Annotated in this window: 17 protein-coding genes; 4 read left to right on the forward strand and 13 right to left on the reverse strand. The window is 76.1% G+C overall.

Annotated features, from left to right (window positions below; genetic code table 11):
* Positions 1-104: 104 nt before the first annotated feature.
* The 4 genes from IEY94_RS22210 to sigK form a co-directional block, all read right to left on the reverse strand.
* Positions 105-716 carry a fasciclin domain-containing protein gene (locus IEY94_RS22210; protein WP_189172201.1) on the reverse strand — a complete coding sequence of 204 codons (612 nt, stop codon included), beginning with the start codon at positions 714-716 and terminating at the stop codon, positions 105-107.
* A gap of 35 nt (positions 717-751) precedes the next feature.
* Positions 752-1,171 carry a DUF4383 domain-containing protein gene (locus IEY94_RS22215; protein ID WP_189172202.1) on the reverse strand — a complete coding sequence of 140 codons (420 nt, stop codon included), beginning with the start codon at positions 1,169-1,171 and terminating at the stop codon, positions 752-754.
* A gap of 79 nt (positions 1,172-1,250) precedes the next feature.
* Positions 1,251-1,988 carry an anti-sigma factor gene (locus tag IEY94_RS22220; protein ID WP_229784351.1) on the reverse strand — a complete coding sequence of 246 codons (738 nt, stop codon included), beginning with the start codon at positions 1,986-1,988 and terminating at the stop codon, positions 1,251-1,253.
* Positions 1,988-2,611: an ECF RNA polymerase sigma factor SigK gene (gene sigK / locus IEY94_RS22225; RefSeq protein WP_189172203.1), complete on the reverse strand. Its 624-nt coding sequence runs from the start codon at positions 2,609-2,611 to the stop codon at positions 1,988-1,990. Before sigK ends, IEY94_RS22220 begins: the two co-directional genes overlap by 1 nt.
* A 320-nt stretch (positions 2,612-2,931) precedes the next feature.
* On the opposite strand from sigK, the gene IEY94_RS22230 reads away from it, so the two are divergent.
* The 4 genes from IEY94_RS22230 (at position 2,932) to IEY94_RS22245 (ending at position 5,781) form a co-directional block, all read left to right on the forward strand.
* Positions 2,932-3,132 carry a transposase gene (locus tag IEY94_RS22230; protein WP_189172204.1) on the forward strand — a complete coding sequence of 67 codons (201 nt, stop codon included), beginning with the start codon at positions 2,932-2,934 and terminating at the stop codon, positions 3,130-3,132.
* A 248-nt stretch (positions 3,133-3,380) separates the two neighbouring features.
* Positions 3,381-3,980: a S1 family peptidase gene (locus IEY94_RS22235; protein ID WP_189172205.1), complete on the forward strand. Its 600-nt coding sequence runs from the start codon at positions 3,381-3,383 to the stop codon at positions 3,978-3,980.
* A gap of 26 nt (positions 3,981-4,006) precedes the next feature.
* The gene (locus IEY94_RS22240; protein WP_189172206.1) at positions 4,007-4,567 is read left to right on the forward strand and encodes a hypothetical protein; all 561 of its coding nucleotides are present in this window, start codon (positions 4,007-4,009) and stop codon (positions 4,565-4,567) included.
* A complete protein-coding gene (locus tag IEY94_RS22245) occupies positions 4,564-5,781 on the forward strand; it encodes a S8 family peptidase (protein ID WP_189172207.1) in 1,218 nt (405 codons plus the stop codon). The genes IEY94_RS22240 and IEY94_RS22245 overlap by 4 nt, the downstream gene beginning before the upstream one ends.
* 91 nt (positions 5,782-5,872) lie before the next feature.
* Here the strand turns inward: IEY94_RS22245 and IEY94_RS22250 are convergent, their stop codons facing one another.
* From IEY94_RS22250 to IEY94_RS22290, 9 genes are all read right to left on the reverse strand, one after another.
* On the reverse strand, positions 5,873-6,880 hold the full coding sequence (locus tag IEY94_RS22250; RefSeq protein WP_189172208.1) for a LysR family transcriptional regulator: 1,008 nt from the start codon (positions 6,878-6,880) through the stop codon (positions 5,873-5,875).
* Between the two features lie 178 nt (positions 6,881-7,058).
* Positions 7,059-8,153 carry an NADase-type glycan-binding domain-containing protein gene (locus IEY94_RS22255; RefSeq protein WP_189172209.1) on the reverse strand — a complete coding sequence of 365 codons (1,095 nt, stop codon included), beginning with the start codon at positions 8,151-8,153 and terminating at the stop codon, positions 7,059-7,061.
* A complete protein-coding gene (locus IEY94_RS22260) occupies positions 8,140-8,697 on the reverse strand; it encodes a phage tail protein (RefSeq protein ID WP_189172210.1) in 558 nt (185 codons plus the stop codon). The genes IEY94_RS22255 and IEY94_RS22260 overlap by 14 nt, the downstream gene beginning before the upstream one ends.
* A 16-nt stretch (positions 8,698-8,713) precedes the next feature.
* Positions 8,714-10,654, reverse strand: a complete 1,941-nt coding sequence (locus tag IEY94_RS22265; protein WP_189172211.1) for a putative baseplate assembly protein — start codon at positions 10,652-10,654, stop codon at positions 8,714-8,716.
* On the reverse strand, positions 10,654-11,076 hold the full coding sequence (locus IEY94_RS22270) for a GPW/gp25 family protein (RefSeq protein WP_189172212.1): 423 nt from the start codon (positions 11,074-11,076) through the stop codon (positions 10,654-10,656). The genes IEY94_RS22265 and IEY94_RS22270 overlap by 1 nt, the downstream gene beginning before the upstream one ends.
* A gap of 1 nt (position 11,077) precedes the next feature.
* A complete protein-coding gene (locus tag IEY94_RS22275; protein ID WP_189172213.1) occupies positions 11,078-11,425 on the reverse strand; it encodes a PAAR domain-containing protein in 348 nt (115 codons plus the stop codon).
* 10 nt (positions 11,426-11,435) lie between these two features.
* Positions 11,436-13,256, reverse strand: coding sequence for a VgrG-related protein (locus IEY94_RS22280; RefSeq protein WP_189172214.1), 1,821 nt, complete (start codon positions 13,254-13,256; stop codon positions 11,436-11,438).
* The gene (locus IEY94_RS22285) at positions 13,249-13,959 is read right to left on the reverse strand and encodes a CIS tube protein (protein WP_189172215.1); all 711 of its coding nucleotides are present in this window, start codon (positions 13,957-13,959) and stop codon (positions 13,249-13,251) included. Before IEY94_RS22285 ends, IEY94_RS22280 begins: the two co-directional genes overlap by 8 nt.
* The gene (locus tag IEY94_RS22290; protein ID WP_189172216.1) at positions 13,959-14,387 is read right to left on the reverse strand and encodes a phage tail protein; all 429 of its coding nucleotides are present in this window, start codon (positions 14,385-14,387) and stop codon (positions 13,959-13,961) included. The genes IEY94_RS22285 and IEY94_RS22290 overlap by 1 nt, the downstream gene beginning before the upstream one ends.
* Between the last annotated feature and the right edge of the window lie 461 nt (positions 14,388-14,848).

Below are 14,848 nucleotides of genomic sequence, written 5' to 3' on the forward strand. Positions count from 1 at the left end.
CACCCGGGATTCGGTGCCGACGGCCCCGCGGATGGGCGCGCACGCACGGCGGCCCGCACCGGAGTCGATCCGGTACGGGCCGCCGCCGTCGCGCGCGCCGGGCGTCAGCTCGGCGGCATCAGCACGGTGTCGATGAGGTACACCGTGGCGTTGGCGGTCTGCACGTTGCCGCAGACCACCCCCGCGGTGCCGTTGATGGTGAAGTCCGTGCCGCCGCCGGTGACGGTGACCTCCTTGCCCTGCATGGACTTGTGGCTGCCGGCCAGCGACTCGGGCGTCAGCTTGCCGGGCAGCACGTGGTACGTCAGCACGCTGGTCAGCATCGCCCTGTTCGCCAGCACCTTGTCCAGCGTGGCCTTCGGGATCTTGCCGAACGCGTCGTTGGTCGGCGCCAGGACGGTCACCGCCGGCGCCGCGTTCAGCGTGTCCACCAGGCCGGCCTGCTTGACGGCGGTGACCAGGGTGGACAGCAGCGGGTTGCCGGACGCGGCGGTGGCCACCGGCACCCGGGACATGGCCGGGAAGCTGCCCGGGTTCGCCGGGTCCGTCGGTACGGCCGCGCAGCCGGGCCCGAACCGGGCTACCGGGTCGGCGGTCATCGCGCCGGTCGGCGCGGTGGCCGCCGGGGCGCTCCCGGTCCGGTCCATGCCGCAGGCGGTCAGGGACAGGCAGACCGCGGCGGCCGCGGCGGCGGTGACGATCGGGTGTACGCGCATGGTGGAACTCCTTCGTGTGGCGGAACGGGACGGGGTCAGCGGCGGCCGGCGAGCAGGCCGGTGCCGGCCAGGGCGAGGCCGAGGAGCAGGTGCAGGACGTTGTCGGCGCCGTTCAGCGCCAGGATGTTGGCCGCGGTGCCGATGACGGCCAGCCCGACCGCGAACACCGCGAGGTACACCAGCCCGAAGACCGTGTTCGCCAGCGCGGCCGCCCGGTTGCCGGCCATCGCGGCGCCGAGCAGGACCGCGCCGCCGGCCAGGTGGACCAGGTTGTGCAGGACGTTCACCCGGAACAGGCCGAGCAGGTCGCCGCCCCCGGCGCCGGCGACGTGGTGCCCGCCGGAGACCAGGAAGCCGGCCAGGCCGACGAGGACGAAGACCGCTCCGAACGCGAAGGCGACCGGGCGGTTGAGGGACCGGAGCGCGGTCCCCTCGGCGCGAGCAGTGCTGGACATGGGCCTCTCCCGACGTACCGGGCGCCGCGGTCGCGGCGTCTCACCCGGTATTCGGTGCCCGGCGGTATCCGGATGGGTGTCAGGTCAGCGGGATTCCGGCGCGGACCGGCAGCGTCGGCGTCGCCGACCCGCCCGCCGGCTCCACCGTCACCCCGAGTACGTCGACGCCGCGCGCGCCGGGCAGCAGCCGGGTGGAGGCGTGCTCGCCCTCGCCCAGCACCGCCGCGGAGGCCGGCGCCGCGCCGGTGATCCACCAGTACTGGTACACCCGCCGCTCGCCGGCGGGCGGCGCGTCCAGCACGACCACGCTCCGGTCCCGCTGCGCCGACGCGACGATGGTGACCCGCCCGCCGCCGACCAGGGCCCCGGTGCGGATCCGCGCGTCGGCGGCGGCGAGCACCGCCCGCACGCCGTCGGCGGTGGCCCGCGCGTCGGCGGCGGCCGCCCGCTCGTCGCGCAGCTCGCCCCGCTGCCACGCGTACGTGGCCAGCCCCGCGCCCGCGGCGCACACCCCGACCGCGGCGGCGGCCGCGGCGAACCGCTGCCAGCGCGCGGCCGCGCCGCGCCGCCCGGCACGCGCGGCGACCGCCGGCGGCTCCTGCCGGGTGGTCGCGGCCGCGGCGAGGACCCGCTGGCGCAGGCCGGGCGGCGGCACCGACCACGTGGGCTCGGCCAGCGCGGTGGCCGCCTCGGCCAGCTCGGCCACCTCGGTGGCGCAGGCCGGGCACTCCCGCAGGTGCCGTTCGAACGCGGCCCGCTCCGGCTCGTCCAGCGCGTCCAGGGCGTACGCGCCGGCCAGCGTGTGAATGTCGGTCATCAGCGCACCCCCGCCGGGTCCATGCAGTCGCGCAGCCGGATCAGGCCGTCCCGCATCCTCGTCTTCACCGTGGGCAGGCCGGCGCCGAGCATCGCCGCGACCTGCTGGTAGGTGTGGCCCCCGTAGTACGCGAGGCTGATCGCCTCCCGCTGCACCGGGGTCAGCGCGTCCAGGCAGCGGCGCACCTGCTGCCGCTCCAGCCGGCCGATCGCCCGGTCCACCACGTCGTCGTACGGCACGTCCACCGACGCCGCGCCGACCCGCCGGGTCCGCTCGGTGCTGGCCTGCTCCGACCGCACCCGGTCGACCGCGCGGCGGTGCGCGATCGTCAGCACCCAGCCCTGCGCCGACCCGCGCGCCGGGTCGAACCGGCCGGCCGTGCGCCAGACCTCCAGCAGCGCCTCCTGCGCGACCTCCTCGGCCTGGGCCGGGTCCCGCAGCACGCGGCGGATCAGCCCGAACACCCGCGGCGCGAGCACGTCGTAGAGGCGGCCGAACGCCGCCTCGTCCCCGCGCGCCACCCGGCCGAGCAGCTCGGCGCACTCCGGCGCCGGCTCGGCGTCGCCGGGCACCGCCCGCAGCCGCGCCCGCCCCGGTACCGCACCGCCGGCATCCGTCACCATGCCATCCTCCACCGATCCGTACCGCGGGCGCCGGCGACCGGCCGGCATACGGGTACTTCGGTGCCGCACCCGGTCCGGATGGGTGACGGGGTCCCGGGAGTACGAACGGCCTGGTCAGGGGCCTGATGTGACACCCGTGAGCCACAACGTCCGCTTGCAGTAATAAACCGAATCGCCGCCATTATTGTTGGCAGACACTTGTTGGCGACTTCTGGGCGACCGGCGAACTGGATAGCATCGGATAATTCCGCCGGGTCCCGGGACCGACGCGGCTCGGCGGCGGCCGTGCGCTCCACCCGATGCATGGAAAGAGTGCTGCCGTGCCGAGATCACACCCGCCCGAGTTTCGCGCCAAAGTGGTGGCGGCGGTCCGGCGGGGCGAGCACACCATGCGCCGGATCGCCAGAGACCACGGCATTTCCGAGTCCTGCCTGTACCGCTGGGTGCGGGAGGCCGTCGCCGACTCCACGCACATCCCCCCAGGTCAGCAGCCGGGCGGCGCGTCCGCCGGCGCCGCCTGAACCTGTCCGCGGGAGTCTTCCACAGTATTGATGCACATCAATGCAGACTGATTGGAAAGGGTCTGTTCGGCGGGCGGGGATCGGCCTAGCGTCGGCCGTATCAGCAAATCGGTCGGGCCCGTCCGGCCGACGGAATACCGCACCTTTCGGAAAGCGCGAAAGGCCCCGCCCCCAGTCGAGGAAGTGCTCCACATGCGAAAGTCACTGACCCACCTCGTCGTGACGGCAGCGATCGCGGCGGGCAGCAGGTGAGCACGCCGCTGCCCTGGATCTCCGCCCTGCACACCAACGGGCGCTTCACCTGCACCTCGTCGATCATCGCGGCGGAGTGGGTGATCACCGCCAAGCACTGCGTCGACCAGCCGTCGCTCAGCGTCCGGGTCGGGTCGCTGACCCGCTCCTCCGGCGGCAGCACGGCGAACGTCGCGCAGGTCGTCCGGGCGCCGGGCAACAACGACGTCGCCCTGCTCAAGCTGGCCTCGGGCGTGCAGGCGACGTACCTGACGGTGGCCGCGCAGGGCAGCCTCAGCGTCGGGATGCAGGAGCGGGTGTACGGCTGGGGCTACCAGAACTCCGACTGGACCAACCTGGCCGAGAACCTCCGGACGTCCAGCGGCACCGTCACCGAGCTGGACTGCGCCAGCGACTTCGGCGACGTCGCCTGCATCCGCAACGACGGCGACACCGCCGGCGGCGACTCCGGCGGCCCGATGCTCAACTCCGCCGGCGACCTGGTCGCCGTCTGCTCCATCGGCAACAAGCCGACCGACGGCTCCGGCTTCGGCGGCTACAACACGATCGTCAGCTCCGCCGTCCGCTCCTGGATCCAGCAGACCGCCGGCGTCTGACGCCGCCCAACCCGGAAGGTTTCGCCATGTACACCTCCGTTCTCGCCGCCGTCGGCGCCGTCGCCCTGGCGACGACCGTCGGCGCCGCACCGGCCGCCGCCGCGCCCCAGCGGGTCGCGCTCACGGCGCCGCAGTACGCCGACGCCTGCAACCTGGACGTCCACCGGTTCTGCGGGTACCCGTACCCCGACTTCCGCGGCCGCCCGATCGTGCTGCCGAACCACGCGGCCACGATGGACCTCAAGGGCATCCAGTTCTTCGGCAGCCTGCGGTTCAAGCGCGGCTTCGGCTTCGCCCGGTCGCGGATCAACGGCCACATCGTCGCCCTGTGCCTGCGCGTCCGGAACCCGCAGGCGACCTTCGAGCTGCCCCGCACCGGGCTGGCCGTGTCGACGGTCAGCGACGGCTCGCTGACCGGGCACGAGGACCGGTACGACGGCTGGCGCGTCCGCGTCGACTGCGCCCGCGACCTCGGCCGGGACGAGGCCGCCGTGGACGTCTACCCGCGCGGCGGGGAGCCGGAGGGCGACGCCCAGCGCCTGCTCGCCGACCTGCACGCCGCCACTGACGAGGGGACGCCCCGGTGACCCACCGCACCCCGGTCCGCCGCGCGCTCGCCGTGGCCGCGGCCCTCACCCTCGCGCTGGCCGTCGCCGGTACCGCCGAGGCCGCCGCGCCGGAGGGCCACGTCCGCACGGCGGCCGCGCGCCCGGTCCCCGGCTCGTACATCGTGCTGCTCGACGACGCCGGACCGGCGCCGGCCGCGGCCGGCGCGGCCGTCACCGCCGCGGCGACGACGCTGGTCCGCCGGTACGGCGGCCGGCTCGACGCCGTCTACACCGCGGCCCTGCACGGCTTCAACGTGCGCGGCCTGCCGGCGGCGGCCGCCCGCCGGCTGGCGGCCGACCCGGCCGTGGCCGAGGTCCGGCAGGACGGCACGATCCTGGCCGCCGACACCCAGGACAACCCGCCCAACTGGGGCCTGGACCGGATCGACCAGAAGGACCTGCCGCTGGACCGCAAGTACACCTACGACCGGACCGGCGAGGGCGTCACCGTCTACGACACCGACACCGGCGTGCGCCCCACCCACCGCGACTTCGAGGGCCGGGCCACCGCCGGGAAGGACTTCCTGGACGACGACACGGGCAGCATCGACTGCAACGGCCACGGCACGCACACCGCCGGCACGATCATCGGGAAGACGCTGGGCGTGGCGAAGAAGGCCACGCTCGTCGCGCTGCGGATGCTCGGCTGCGACGGCTCGGCCCCCGACTCCGACGGCGTCGAGGCGATCGACTGGATCGCCGGGGAGGGCGTCAAGCCGTCCGTGGTGAACATGAGCTGGGGCTTCGACGACGCGCACATCGGCGACCGGGCGTTCGAGAACGCCATCAAGGCCGGGTACGTCTTCGTCGCCGCCGCCGGCAACAGCGGCGCCGACGGCTGCACGTTCGGCCCCGGCGGCGTCATCCCGGACGTCCTCAACGTCGCCGCGACCGGCCAGCGGGACGCCCGGGCGGGCTTCTCCAACCACGGCACCTGCGTCGACATCTTCGCGCCGGGCGAGGGCATCGTGTCGGCGTCGCACAGCAGCGACACCGGGACGACCGGCATGTCCGGCACGTCGATGGCGACGCCGCACGTCGCGGGGGCGGTGGCGCTGTATTTGCAGAGCCACCCGCAGGCGACGCAGGCGGAGGTGAACAGGGCCGTCACGGGGGCGGCCGTCAGCGGCAAGGTCACCAACCCCGGTTCGGGGTCGCCGAACCTGCTGCTCAACACCGCCGGCATCCAGTAGCCCGCCGGGGGCGTGCACGGTCCGGTCTCTCCACCGGGCCGTGCACGCGCGGCGGGCCGGTCGGGGGCGTCAGGAGTCGGCGCAAGGGTCGTCAGGCGCAGGGGTTGTCGGCGGGCTCCGGCTCCAGCTCGGGGCCGGCGAGGAGGCCGGGCTTGTCCGCGAGCGGGTGGAGTTCCGGGTGGGCGCGCCACCACGGGCCGAAGTCCGGGCTCGCCAGCGCCGTCCGCTGGAAGATCCGCGCCGCCATCCGGAACACCCGGTCGGCGTCGTCCTCCGGTACCCGGTCGCGCCGCCAGACCAGGAACACGCGCAGCGACAGCGGCTCCCCGGCCAGCAGCGCCAGCTTGATTCCGGGGTAATTGCCGGTCGGCTCGACCAGCCGCACGGCCTTGCCCGAGGAAATGAGGTGCGTGCCATTCCCGGACGGTATGTCGAATCGAATGCGCGGCCGATATCCGGCCCGCCGGCAGGCGGCGTGCAGTTGGGTGAGGCAGCCGTCGTCCGAGCCGGACGGCGCGATCCAGGATTCGTTGGCGAGGTCGGCGAGTTCGATTTCCGGCGTGGCCGCGAGCGGGTGGGATCGCGCGATCGCCACGGAAATGGGCAGCCGGGGGAGGAGCATTCGGCGGCCGAGGCTGGCGTTTCCGGGAATCGCGTCCTCGTACGCCAGCGCGATCACGGCGATGTCCAGGTGGCCGTGCCGGATCGCCTGGGTGAGCTTGCGGCTGGACGGCTCGACCAGGACGCTGGAGTTCGGCAGCTCCACGTCGAGCTGGTCGATGAGGGCGTTCACCCAGCTCACGGGCCAGATGCCGAGCCTGATCGGGCGGTGCTGGTCGGTCCGGACGAAGTCCGTGCCGAACGTGTCCAGCTCGCCGAGGATGAGCCGGGCGCGGTCCAGGACGACCGAGCCGAGGGGCGTCGGCGTGGCGCCGGATCTGCTGCGCTGGAAAAGCCGCCCGCCGAGCACCGTCTCGACCCGCTGGAGCAGCAGGGTCAGCGACGGTTGCGTCAGTCCGAGGACGGTCGCGGCTTTGGAAAGGCTCCCCTCGTCGTCGATTGCGCAGATTGCGCGCAGATGCCGAATCTCAAGATTCATGGGCAGTCATCATACGCGCGCGGAAGCCGTTGGCCAGAGATCGGGGGTGTGTTGTCCGACGCTTCTATTCCGATGCCGACATATAAGTGGGACCTATCGCATAGGACTATGGGACGCGCGCAATTCTGCGACCAATAAATCGAAATGGCCGGCCGCGGTACCCCGCCCGCCCGCGGGGTCAGCGCGGCGGGCGGGCGAAGAACTCCACCTCGGCGAGCGCCGGCCGGCGCCCCGGCTGCACCCCGTAGCTGGCGACGATCGTCAGCTTGACCGCCGCCACGTCGGCGATGACCGGGTGGAAGGTCTGCGGCCCGGCGGCGTCGGCGAGCGAGATCCGGCGGGTGGTCCAGCGGCCGTCCGGGTGCCGGGCGGCGAGGTCCAGTTCGGCGGGGCGGGCGTGCCGCAGGTACTCGTCCGCCCGCGGCGACGCCCCGGTGTGGATGACGACGGCGACCAGCCGGAACGGCCGGGCGAACGCCAGGTCGACGTGCTGGCCGCGGCCGTCGCCCGCGGCGCGCGGCGCCCAGTAGCGGTCGCTCAGGCCGTCGACCACCAGCGCCGCCGGGTGGCCCGGCGCGGCGCTGCCGGCGGTCGCCGCGATCGGGCGGACCGGCTTCGGGGCGGTGGTCCGGTCCCGGACCGCGTCCACGACCCACTGCCCGGCCCGGGCCGCCGCCGCGCCGATCGCGACCAGCAGGAGGACCGCGAGCAGGACCGCGATCAGCCGCTGCGCGCGCGGCCACCAGCCGCGCTCGCGCCGGAGCAGCCAGGCGAGGGCGCGGCGCAGGGCGGCCAGGAAGCGCTGCCAGCGGGACGGGCGGGGGGCGGCGGCGGGGGCGGTCGCGACCAGCGGTTGGCCGCAGCGCCGGCACAGGCGGCGGGCCGGTGGGTTGCCGGCCGCGCAGGCCGGGCAGGTGATCCCGGCGGCGGCGTCGGGGGCGGTGGGCAGCGCGCGGACCGGCAGCGGCCGGGGCCGGGCCGGCGCGGGCTGCACGGCCCCGACCGCGACGGCACCGGGACCGGCACCGGCACCTGGACCGGGGGTCGGCGTTGCGCCGGGCGGCGCCGTGGGCGCCGGGGTGAGCGGCTCCGCGGGCGGCGCCGCCGGGTCGACGGGGGACTCCGCCGGGGCGGCCGGTTTCGCGAGTGTCGCGGGTGTCGCTGGTGCCGCCGGGGCGGGCGGGTCCGGGTCGGACCAGCCGAGGAAGGCGCCGCAGGCCGCGCAGAACGTCCCGCCCGGCTCCGCCGGCACGCACCGGTCACAGGTCCCCACGCGCGGCCTCCTCGACGATCCGTACCTCGTACGCCACGTGCGCCGGCCGGTTCGCCGCGACCAGCGCGCGCAGCCGGTCCGCCGGCACCGCCGCCGCGTCCGGTACCCGCACCGTCACCGTGACCCGCGCCCGCGCCCCGCCGGGCAGCGGCGTGCCGGGCTCGGTCGACCAGGCGGTGCCGCCGCTGTCGACCACCTCCGGCCGGACGCCGAGGACCGTCTCCACCTGCGCGGCGAGGCCGGCGGCGGTGCCCCGGCGGCGGTGCAGGGCGACGGCCTCGGCGACGGCGGTGCGGCGCTGCTCCACCGTCCAGCCCGGCCCGGTCTCGGCGGCCACCCAGCCGGCGAGCCAGTCCACGAAGTCCGCCGGCGCCAGCCGCGGGTCGACGTACGCGGCCAGGTTGTCCAGGGTGCCGTGGACCGCGGCCAGGACCTCGTCGAAGCCGGCCAGCAGCCGCCCGGCCAGCTCGTCGGACGCGTACACGGCCGGCAGGCCGCGGTGCAGCGGGTGGGCCGTGCCCAGCCCCGGTACGGCGGCGCGCATCGCGGCTCCTCTCCGGTCAGGGCAGCTCGACCCGGACCTGGTGCTCGTAGGAGAAGACCAGCGCGTGCCGGTCCAGGTCGATCCGGGTGGCTGGCGCCCCGCGGGTGCCGGTGACCGGGTCGGCGGGGAAGAGGAGGACCTCCTCCACCAGCGCGAGGCCGGGCAGCGCGTGCAGGACGGCGAACACCTCGCCGGCCTGGACCGGCCGGCCGAACTCCCAGCCGGCGCCGTCCGGGCCGCCGGTCAGCGGGTTCAGGTGGGCGTACAGGGCGTCGAGGGCGGCGGCGGCGAGCGCGGCCGGGTCGGCGCCGGACCGGGCGGTGAGCCGGGCGACGACCGTGACCCCCTGGTAGTACGGCGGCTCCACGACCAGCCGGACACCGAGCGGGCGGCGGGCGTCCAGGTACCCGGCGATCGCCGCGAGCAGGTCGGCCGGCGGGATGAGCTGGGTGAACCGCAGCCGGTCCCCGGCGTCGGCGGTCGCCCCGGGTACGACCAGCAGCCGGACGCCGGACTCCTCGTCGGCCGGCAGGCAGCGCAGCCGGGCCGCGGCCGGCGCCGCCCGGGCGGCCAGCAGCTCGTAGTCGCGGGCGGTGACCGCCCGGTCCTGCGCGCGCAGCTCGACCGGGCCGCGGTGCTTGGCCGCCTCGACCGTCTCGCCGTCCACGCCGCCGCGGGCGGCCTCCCGGTTCGTCACCCGGCTCACCGCCGGCACGGCGCTGCGCAGGGTGCGCAGGGCGCCGCGGGCGACGTTGCCGGCCCGGCCGCCGCCGGTGCGGTACCGGCGCACCCGCAGCGCGGCCCCGGCCGGCGGGACGGCGCCGTAGTGCCGCAGCGTCCCGTCCGGCTCGCGGACGGCCGGCGGGAACGCCACCTCGCCGGTGCTGCGGTCCAGGGTGACCGCGCGGGCGGCCGGGTCGGCGTCGGCGAAGCCGGGCACCTCCGGCCACTCCCGCCAGCCGTCGTCGCCGGCGACCTCCACCACGAACGGCACGTCGTCGGGCAGGACCGGCGGCCGGGCCACCCGCCACCGCTGGCCGGGCACGCCCTCGGACTCGCCGAGCAGCTCGTGGGTCACCGTCTCGGCGTGCACGGCGTCGACCGTGCCGCCGATGGTGAACGCCTCGGCCGCCCGGACCGTCGGCGACGCGGTGTACCCGGGCTGCCCCGGCTCGGCCTCGACCACCACGCAGCGCAGCCAGCCGGCCCGCCGGTCCTCCACCCTGGACGCGACGTGGCCCGTCGGGACGTGCAGGACCACGTCGCCGGGCCGGTTCAGGCCGCCGGTGCCGTCGCTGTCCACGGCGCAGTCGGCCCAGTCCCGGCCGGTCCACGCCTGCCATCGCAGGGGCGGCTGCCGCGGGTCCACGCCGATGCCCTCGACCCGGCTGTCCAGCCGCAGCACCACCGCGCAGCCGGGCACCGCCGTGGTCAGCCCGACCAGCAGGGCGTCGCCGACGGCCGGCGGGTCGGCGAAGCAGCGCGCGTCCCGACCCGCCCCGACCGCGTCCGTGAGGTCGGCGGCCGGGCCCGCGGCCGGGCGGCCGCGCAGCGCGGACAGCGCGCACGGCGGGACCGTGCGGTCGGCGGTGGTGGCGAAGACGACCGCCTCCTCGGTCTCGGTCCGGACCGTCGCCACCTCGGTGCCGGCCCGCAGCACCACCGGCTCCGGCTGCGGGCCGGAGAGCCAGAACGTCACGTCCGCCCGGGCCGCGGTCGGCGGGAACAGGGTCACCCCGATCAGGTCCAGGAAGGCGAGGTAGGTGCGCTCCGGAACCCGGTTCAGCCGGTACAGGAGCTGGTCGACCATGTGCGCGAACGCCTCGATCAGCGTCACGCCCGGGTCGGAGACGTTGTGGTCGGTCCACTCCGGGCAGCGCTGCGCGATGAACCGCTTCGCCTCGTCCACCAGGTGCTGGAAGCGGCGGTCGTCCAGGTTCGGCGCGGGCAGGGCCATCAGCGGGCGTACTCCTCGGCCGGCGCCTCGTGCGCCGGGATCGTGTAGAAGGGGAAGACCAGGTTGCGCGGGTCGTTGGTGCCGCGGATCGTGTACCGGACGTCCAGGTAGAGGGTGCCGGCGTCGACGGCGTCGAAGCTGACCAGCACGTCGGTCACGTCGATCCGCGGCTCCCAGCGGCGCAGCGCCGCCCGCACCTCGAAGGCGAGCTGCCCGGCGGTCGTCTCGTCGGCCGGCGCGAACACGTGGTCGTGGATGCCGCAGCCGAACTCCGGCCGCATCGGCCGCTCGCCCGGCGCCGTACCGAGAATGAGCCGGATCGCCTCGGCCACCTCCCGCTCGCGGCTGACCAGCGCGAACCCGCCGCCGGCGTCGATCCGCAGCGGGAACGCCCAGCCGGCCCCGACGAACTCCTCGGCCACCTCAGCCGCCGATCAGGACGGTCGGGGCGCCGGCCAGCACGATCGCCGAGCAGGCCAGCTTGTCGCCGAGCCGGGCGGCGGGGAAGCCGCCGATCAGGACCGGCCCGCGGGGCGGCGGCGGCCCGGGCAGCAGCAGGTTGGCCGGGCCGAGCGGGGCGTGCGGGGCGCAGGTGCCGACCGTACCGACGACCGCGGCCGGCAGGCCCCCGATCCGGACGGTCGCGACGCCCCGCACCGGCGCCCCGGCCGGTACCGGCGCGGCGCCGGCCACGGCGGCGCCCGGCGGGCCGAGCACGCCGGTCGGCACGGCGTGGCCGATCGGGTCGCCGACGCGGGCGGCGGGGGGCATGGCGGCTCCTTCAGTTGATCCGGACGATCGTGCCGGTGACCGCGACCTCGCCGGCGCCGGCCAGCCGCACCGAGCCGCCGGACAGGGTCAGCGCGCCGGCGCCGGCGTCGAGGTCGATGCCCCGGCCCCTCACCGCGACCGGCCCGGCCGCCTCGACGCTGACCCCGCCGGACCGCGCGGTGACGGACACGTCGGTACCGGCCTCGACGACCACGCTGCCGTCGCTGCGGACGATCACCGACGTGCCGCCGCGGTCCAGGTGGACCAGCAGCTCCTCGCCGCCGCGGCGGGTGCGCAGCCGGACGCCCTGCGGGGCCCCGGCCGGGCCGTCGAGCAGCTCGACCCAGTTGCCCGCGGGCACCCCGCGCTTCGGGCGGGAGGCGAGCGAGCGCCGGTTCACCGCGCCGGTGCGCGGGTCGACCAGCGGCCCGTCGTGCGGCGCCGGCCGGTCCACGCCGTTGTACAGGCTGCCCAGCACGTACGGCCGGTCCAGCAGGCCCTGCTCGAAGCCGACCAGCACCTCGTCGTCCACCTCCGGCGAGATCACCCCGGCGCCGCCGGGCTGGACGGTGCGCACCCAGTCCGACTCGTACGTGTCGGACAGCCACGGGAAGCGCAGCTTCACCAGCCCCCGGTCGCGGTGCTCGGGGTGCGCCGGGTCGCTGCCGGCCTGGGTGTCGGTGACGATCCCGACCGCCACGCCGGGCACCCGGGCGGCGCGGGCCGGCGCGGTCGCGCCGGTGACCAGGCCGTGCAGCGACCGCTCCTGCTCGCCGCTGACGGTCAGCCACGTCTCGTAGAACCGGCCGGGGCCGAAGACGTGCCGGGACGCGGTGACCGTGTACTTGCCCTCGAACGGCTTGCCCACGTCGGTCAGCGCCACCGGTACGCCCGCCACCAGCCGCGGGTTGCCGCGGATGCCGACCTCCAGCTCGGCCAGCCCGCCGGCCACCCCGGCGGCGACGGCCGCGGCCACCGCCCCCACCTCGGCCTGCGTCCGGTACGGCACGTCCGCGACCAGCAGCTCCGCCGCGCCGAACGGCGCCGCCGCCCGGGCCGGGTCCAGGCCGAGCTGCGCCCCCTCGCTCGGCCGGACGGGCTGCCGGGCGGTCAGCGGCTGCCGCCGCCGGACGTCCCAGCCGCGCACCTGGACGGCCGTCTGCTGGCCGACCGAGGTGACCGTGGAGCGCAGGGCCAGCAGGTTCTCGTCCATCTGCACCACGTACGGGCTGCGCTCGGCGGTGCTGCCGGCGCCCGGCGCCCCGGCCGCGCGGACGGTCCGGCGGAAGCAGAACCGGCCGTCCACCATCCGCACCTCGGCGTCGTTGTCGACGGCGAGCATCCCGAGGAACTCCCAGTCGGTGACGTTCGGCTGGGTGACCATCTCGTACACGGTCCGGGTCGGGTCGACCGTGCCGATACCGAGGCCCGCGCCGGCGGCGACCTCGCGGGCGATGTCGGCGGCCGTCCGGTTGCGGAAGCTGCGCACCCGGCGGCCGCGCATCAGCCGGTGCGACCGGTCCAGGGCGCGGATCGTGGTGAACGTCCCCGCGCCGTCGAACTCCGTCTCCACCGTCACCACCTCCCCGGCGAACAGCGGCACCACCGCCGGCGAGTCGCCCGGCCGCACGCCGACCGTCAGCACGGTGCCGATGGTGATGCCGGTGCGCTCCAGCACCCGCGCGCGCTGGTCGCGGTAGCGCAGCGTCGCCGCCGCCGGCAGGTGGGCGCTGTCCTCGATCGACGCGTGCGCGAGCTGCTCGCCGATCGCCGGCGGCAGCGGGGCCGGCGCCGCGACGACCAGCAGGTTCGTCCGGTTCCCCTCACCCATCGGCGGCCTCGCCCGCGGCGGGGATGAGCAGCGGCGTACCGGGGCGCAGCCGCATCGGGTCGTCGATGCCGTTGGCCTCGGCGATCCGGCGCCAGGCGGTCGGGTCGCCGTACTCGCGGTGGGCCAGCAGCGGCAGGCTGTCCCCGGCCACCGTCCGGTGCACCCGGCGCGAGCTGCGGGCGCCGGACGTCGGGTTCTGCCCGGCGACGGGCACGCTGATCTCGGTCAGGGTCAGCGAGCAGGTGGCCCGCAGCGGCGTGCCGGCGGCGTTGAACAGCGAGTACACCGCGTTGACCGAGCTGGCGTACGCGTAGAAGGACACCGACCGGAACTGGCCCCAACTGAACCGCACCCACGGCGGCGACGGCGCCTTCGCGGCCACGCTGGCGGCGGTCGGCGAGCAGCAGGACAGCAGCTCCTCGACCCGCTCGGCGACCGTCCGGGCGTGGCTGTCGGTGACGTCCAGGAACACCTCGAGTTGCAGCGTCCGCGGCTCGGACCCGCTGAACTCCGGGATGCCGACGTCGCTCGCCGACCGGACCACGTGCGGGATCCACGACGCCGCCTTGGACAGCGTGAGCTGGTTCGGGTTGAACGAGAGCACGATCGGCCCGCCCAGCGGCCCGCCCGGCCGGCTCCCGCCCGCGGCCGGCGGCTGGTACCGCTGGAGCCGCGCCGCCACCTTGCCGGTCGGCCCGGGCATCACGCCACCTCCAGGAAGCCGTGGTACGCCAGCTCGATGCTCTCGCTGGCCACCTGCGACTGCTGCGGGTCGAACGACGGCCCGCTCCACCGGACCAGCACCACGTCCGCCAGCCCCCACTGGACGAGCACCTGCCGGTCCGGCCGCAGCGCGGCCACCTGCGCGGTACCGCGGCGGACGCCCTGCGGCAGCGCGGCGAGGAAGCGGGCGACCTTCGCGGTGTCCGGGGTCAGCGGGCGGCTCAGCGTGACGTTCGGGTACCGCACCCGGGACGGCAACTGCCAGACGAACCCGTTGTTCCCGCCCTCGGCGTGCTGCTCCACCTCGACCTCGCAGCCGAGGCCGGAGCAGGTGTTCCAGTCGCCCAGGTCGATCCCGTCGACGCGGAGCCGGAAGTGGACGCTGGTACCGGGGTCGCGGCCGGTCATCGGGCACCGTCGTGCCAGCGGCCGGCGCGCTCGCGGCCGAGGCGCAGCTCGGCGCGGAGGAGGCGGCCGACGGGCTCGATCAGGCGGTGGGCGAGGGCGTCCAGCGCGCGCCGGTCCAGGTCGGCCAGGGGGTCGTTCGCGCGGGGGTGAGTGGTCGCGTGCCGGGTTGTCGGCGGTGGGGTGGTGGCCGGTCGGCTGGTGGGCGGGGGGCTGGCGGGCGAGGGGGTGGAGGCGCGGCGTTGGACGGCGGTGTTCGGTGTGGGGGTCGGCGTGGCTGCCGGGGGTGCTGTCGATGCCGGTTGCGGCCGGGTCGCCGGCGGTGGTGTGCTGGCCCGCGATACCGCCACCGGTCGCGGTGCCGCTGTTGCCGGCAGCGGTGTCGTGGCTGGTCGTGGCGCGGCGGCTGGCTGTGGGGCCGTCGCCGGGAGGGCAGTGGCTGGCCGCGGTGCGGGGGCCGGGTG

The organism is Pilimelia anulata (assembly GCF_014647895.1).
Taxonomy (GTDB): Bacteria; Actinomycetota; Actinomycetes; order Mycobacteriales; family Micromonosporaceae; genus Pilimelia; species Pilimelia anulata.

What these genes read in the sequence shown, in the direction of transcription:
- IEY94_RS22220 (WP_229784351.1), bottom strand. Translation starts at nt 1,988, where the DNA reads ATGACCGACATTCACACGCTGGCCGGCGCGTACGCCCTGGACGCGCTG.
- IEY94_RS22285 (WP_189172215.1), bottom strand. Translation starts at nt 13,959, where the DNA reads ATGCCCGGGCCGACCGGCAAGGTGGCGGCGCGGCTCCAGCGGTACCAG.
- IEY94_RS22250 (WP_189172208.1), bottom strand. Translation starts at nt 6,880, where the DNA reads ATGAATCTTGAGATTCGGCATCTGCGCGCAATCTGCGCAATCGACGAC.
- IEY94_RS22290 (WP_189172216.1), bottom strand. Translation starts at nt 14,387, where the DNA reads ATGACCGGCCGCGACCCCGGTACCAGCGTCCACTTCCGGCTCCGCGTC.
- IEY94_RS22275 (WP_189172213.1), bottom strand. Translation starts at nt 11,425, where the DNA reads ATGCCCCCCGCCGCCCGCGTCGGCGACCCGATCGGCCACGCCGTGCCG.
- IEY94_RS22280 (WP_189172214.1), bottom strand. Translation starts at nt 13,256, where the DNA reads ATGGGTGAGGGGAACCGGACGAACCTGCTGGTCGTCGCGGCGCCGGCC.
- sigK (WP_189172203.1), bottom strand. Translation starts at nt 2,611, where the DNA reads ATGGTGACGGATGCCGGCGGTGCGGTACCGGGGCGGGCGCGGCTGCGG.
- IEY94_RS22260 (WP_189172210.1), bottom strand. Translation starts at nt 8,697, where the DNA reads ATGCGCGCCGCCGTACCGGGGCTGGGCACGGCCCACCCGCTGCACCGC.
- IEY94_RS22240 (WP_189172206.1), top strand. Translation starts at nt 4,007, where the DNA reads ATGTACACCTCCGTTCTCGCCGCCGTCGGCGCCGTCGCCCTGGCGACG.
- IEY94_RS22215 (WP_189172202.1), bottom strand. Translation starts at nt 1,171, where the DNA reads ATGTCCAGCACTGCTCGCGCCGAGGGGACCGCGCTCCGGTCCCTCAAC.
- IEY94_RS22265 (WP_189172211.1), bottom strand. Translation starts at nt 10,654, where the DNA reads ATGGCCCTGCCCGCGCCGAACCTGGACGACCGCCGCTTCCAGCACCTG.
- IEY94_RS22210 (WP_189172201.1), bottom strand. Translation starts at nt 716, where the DNA reads ATGCGCGTACACCCGATCGTCACCGCCGCCGCGGCCGCCGCGGTCTGC.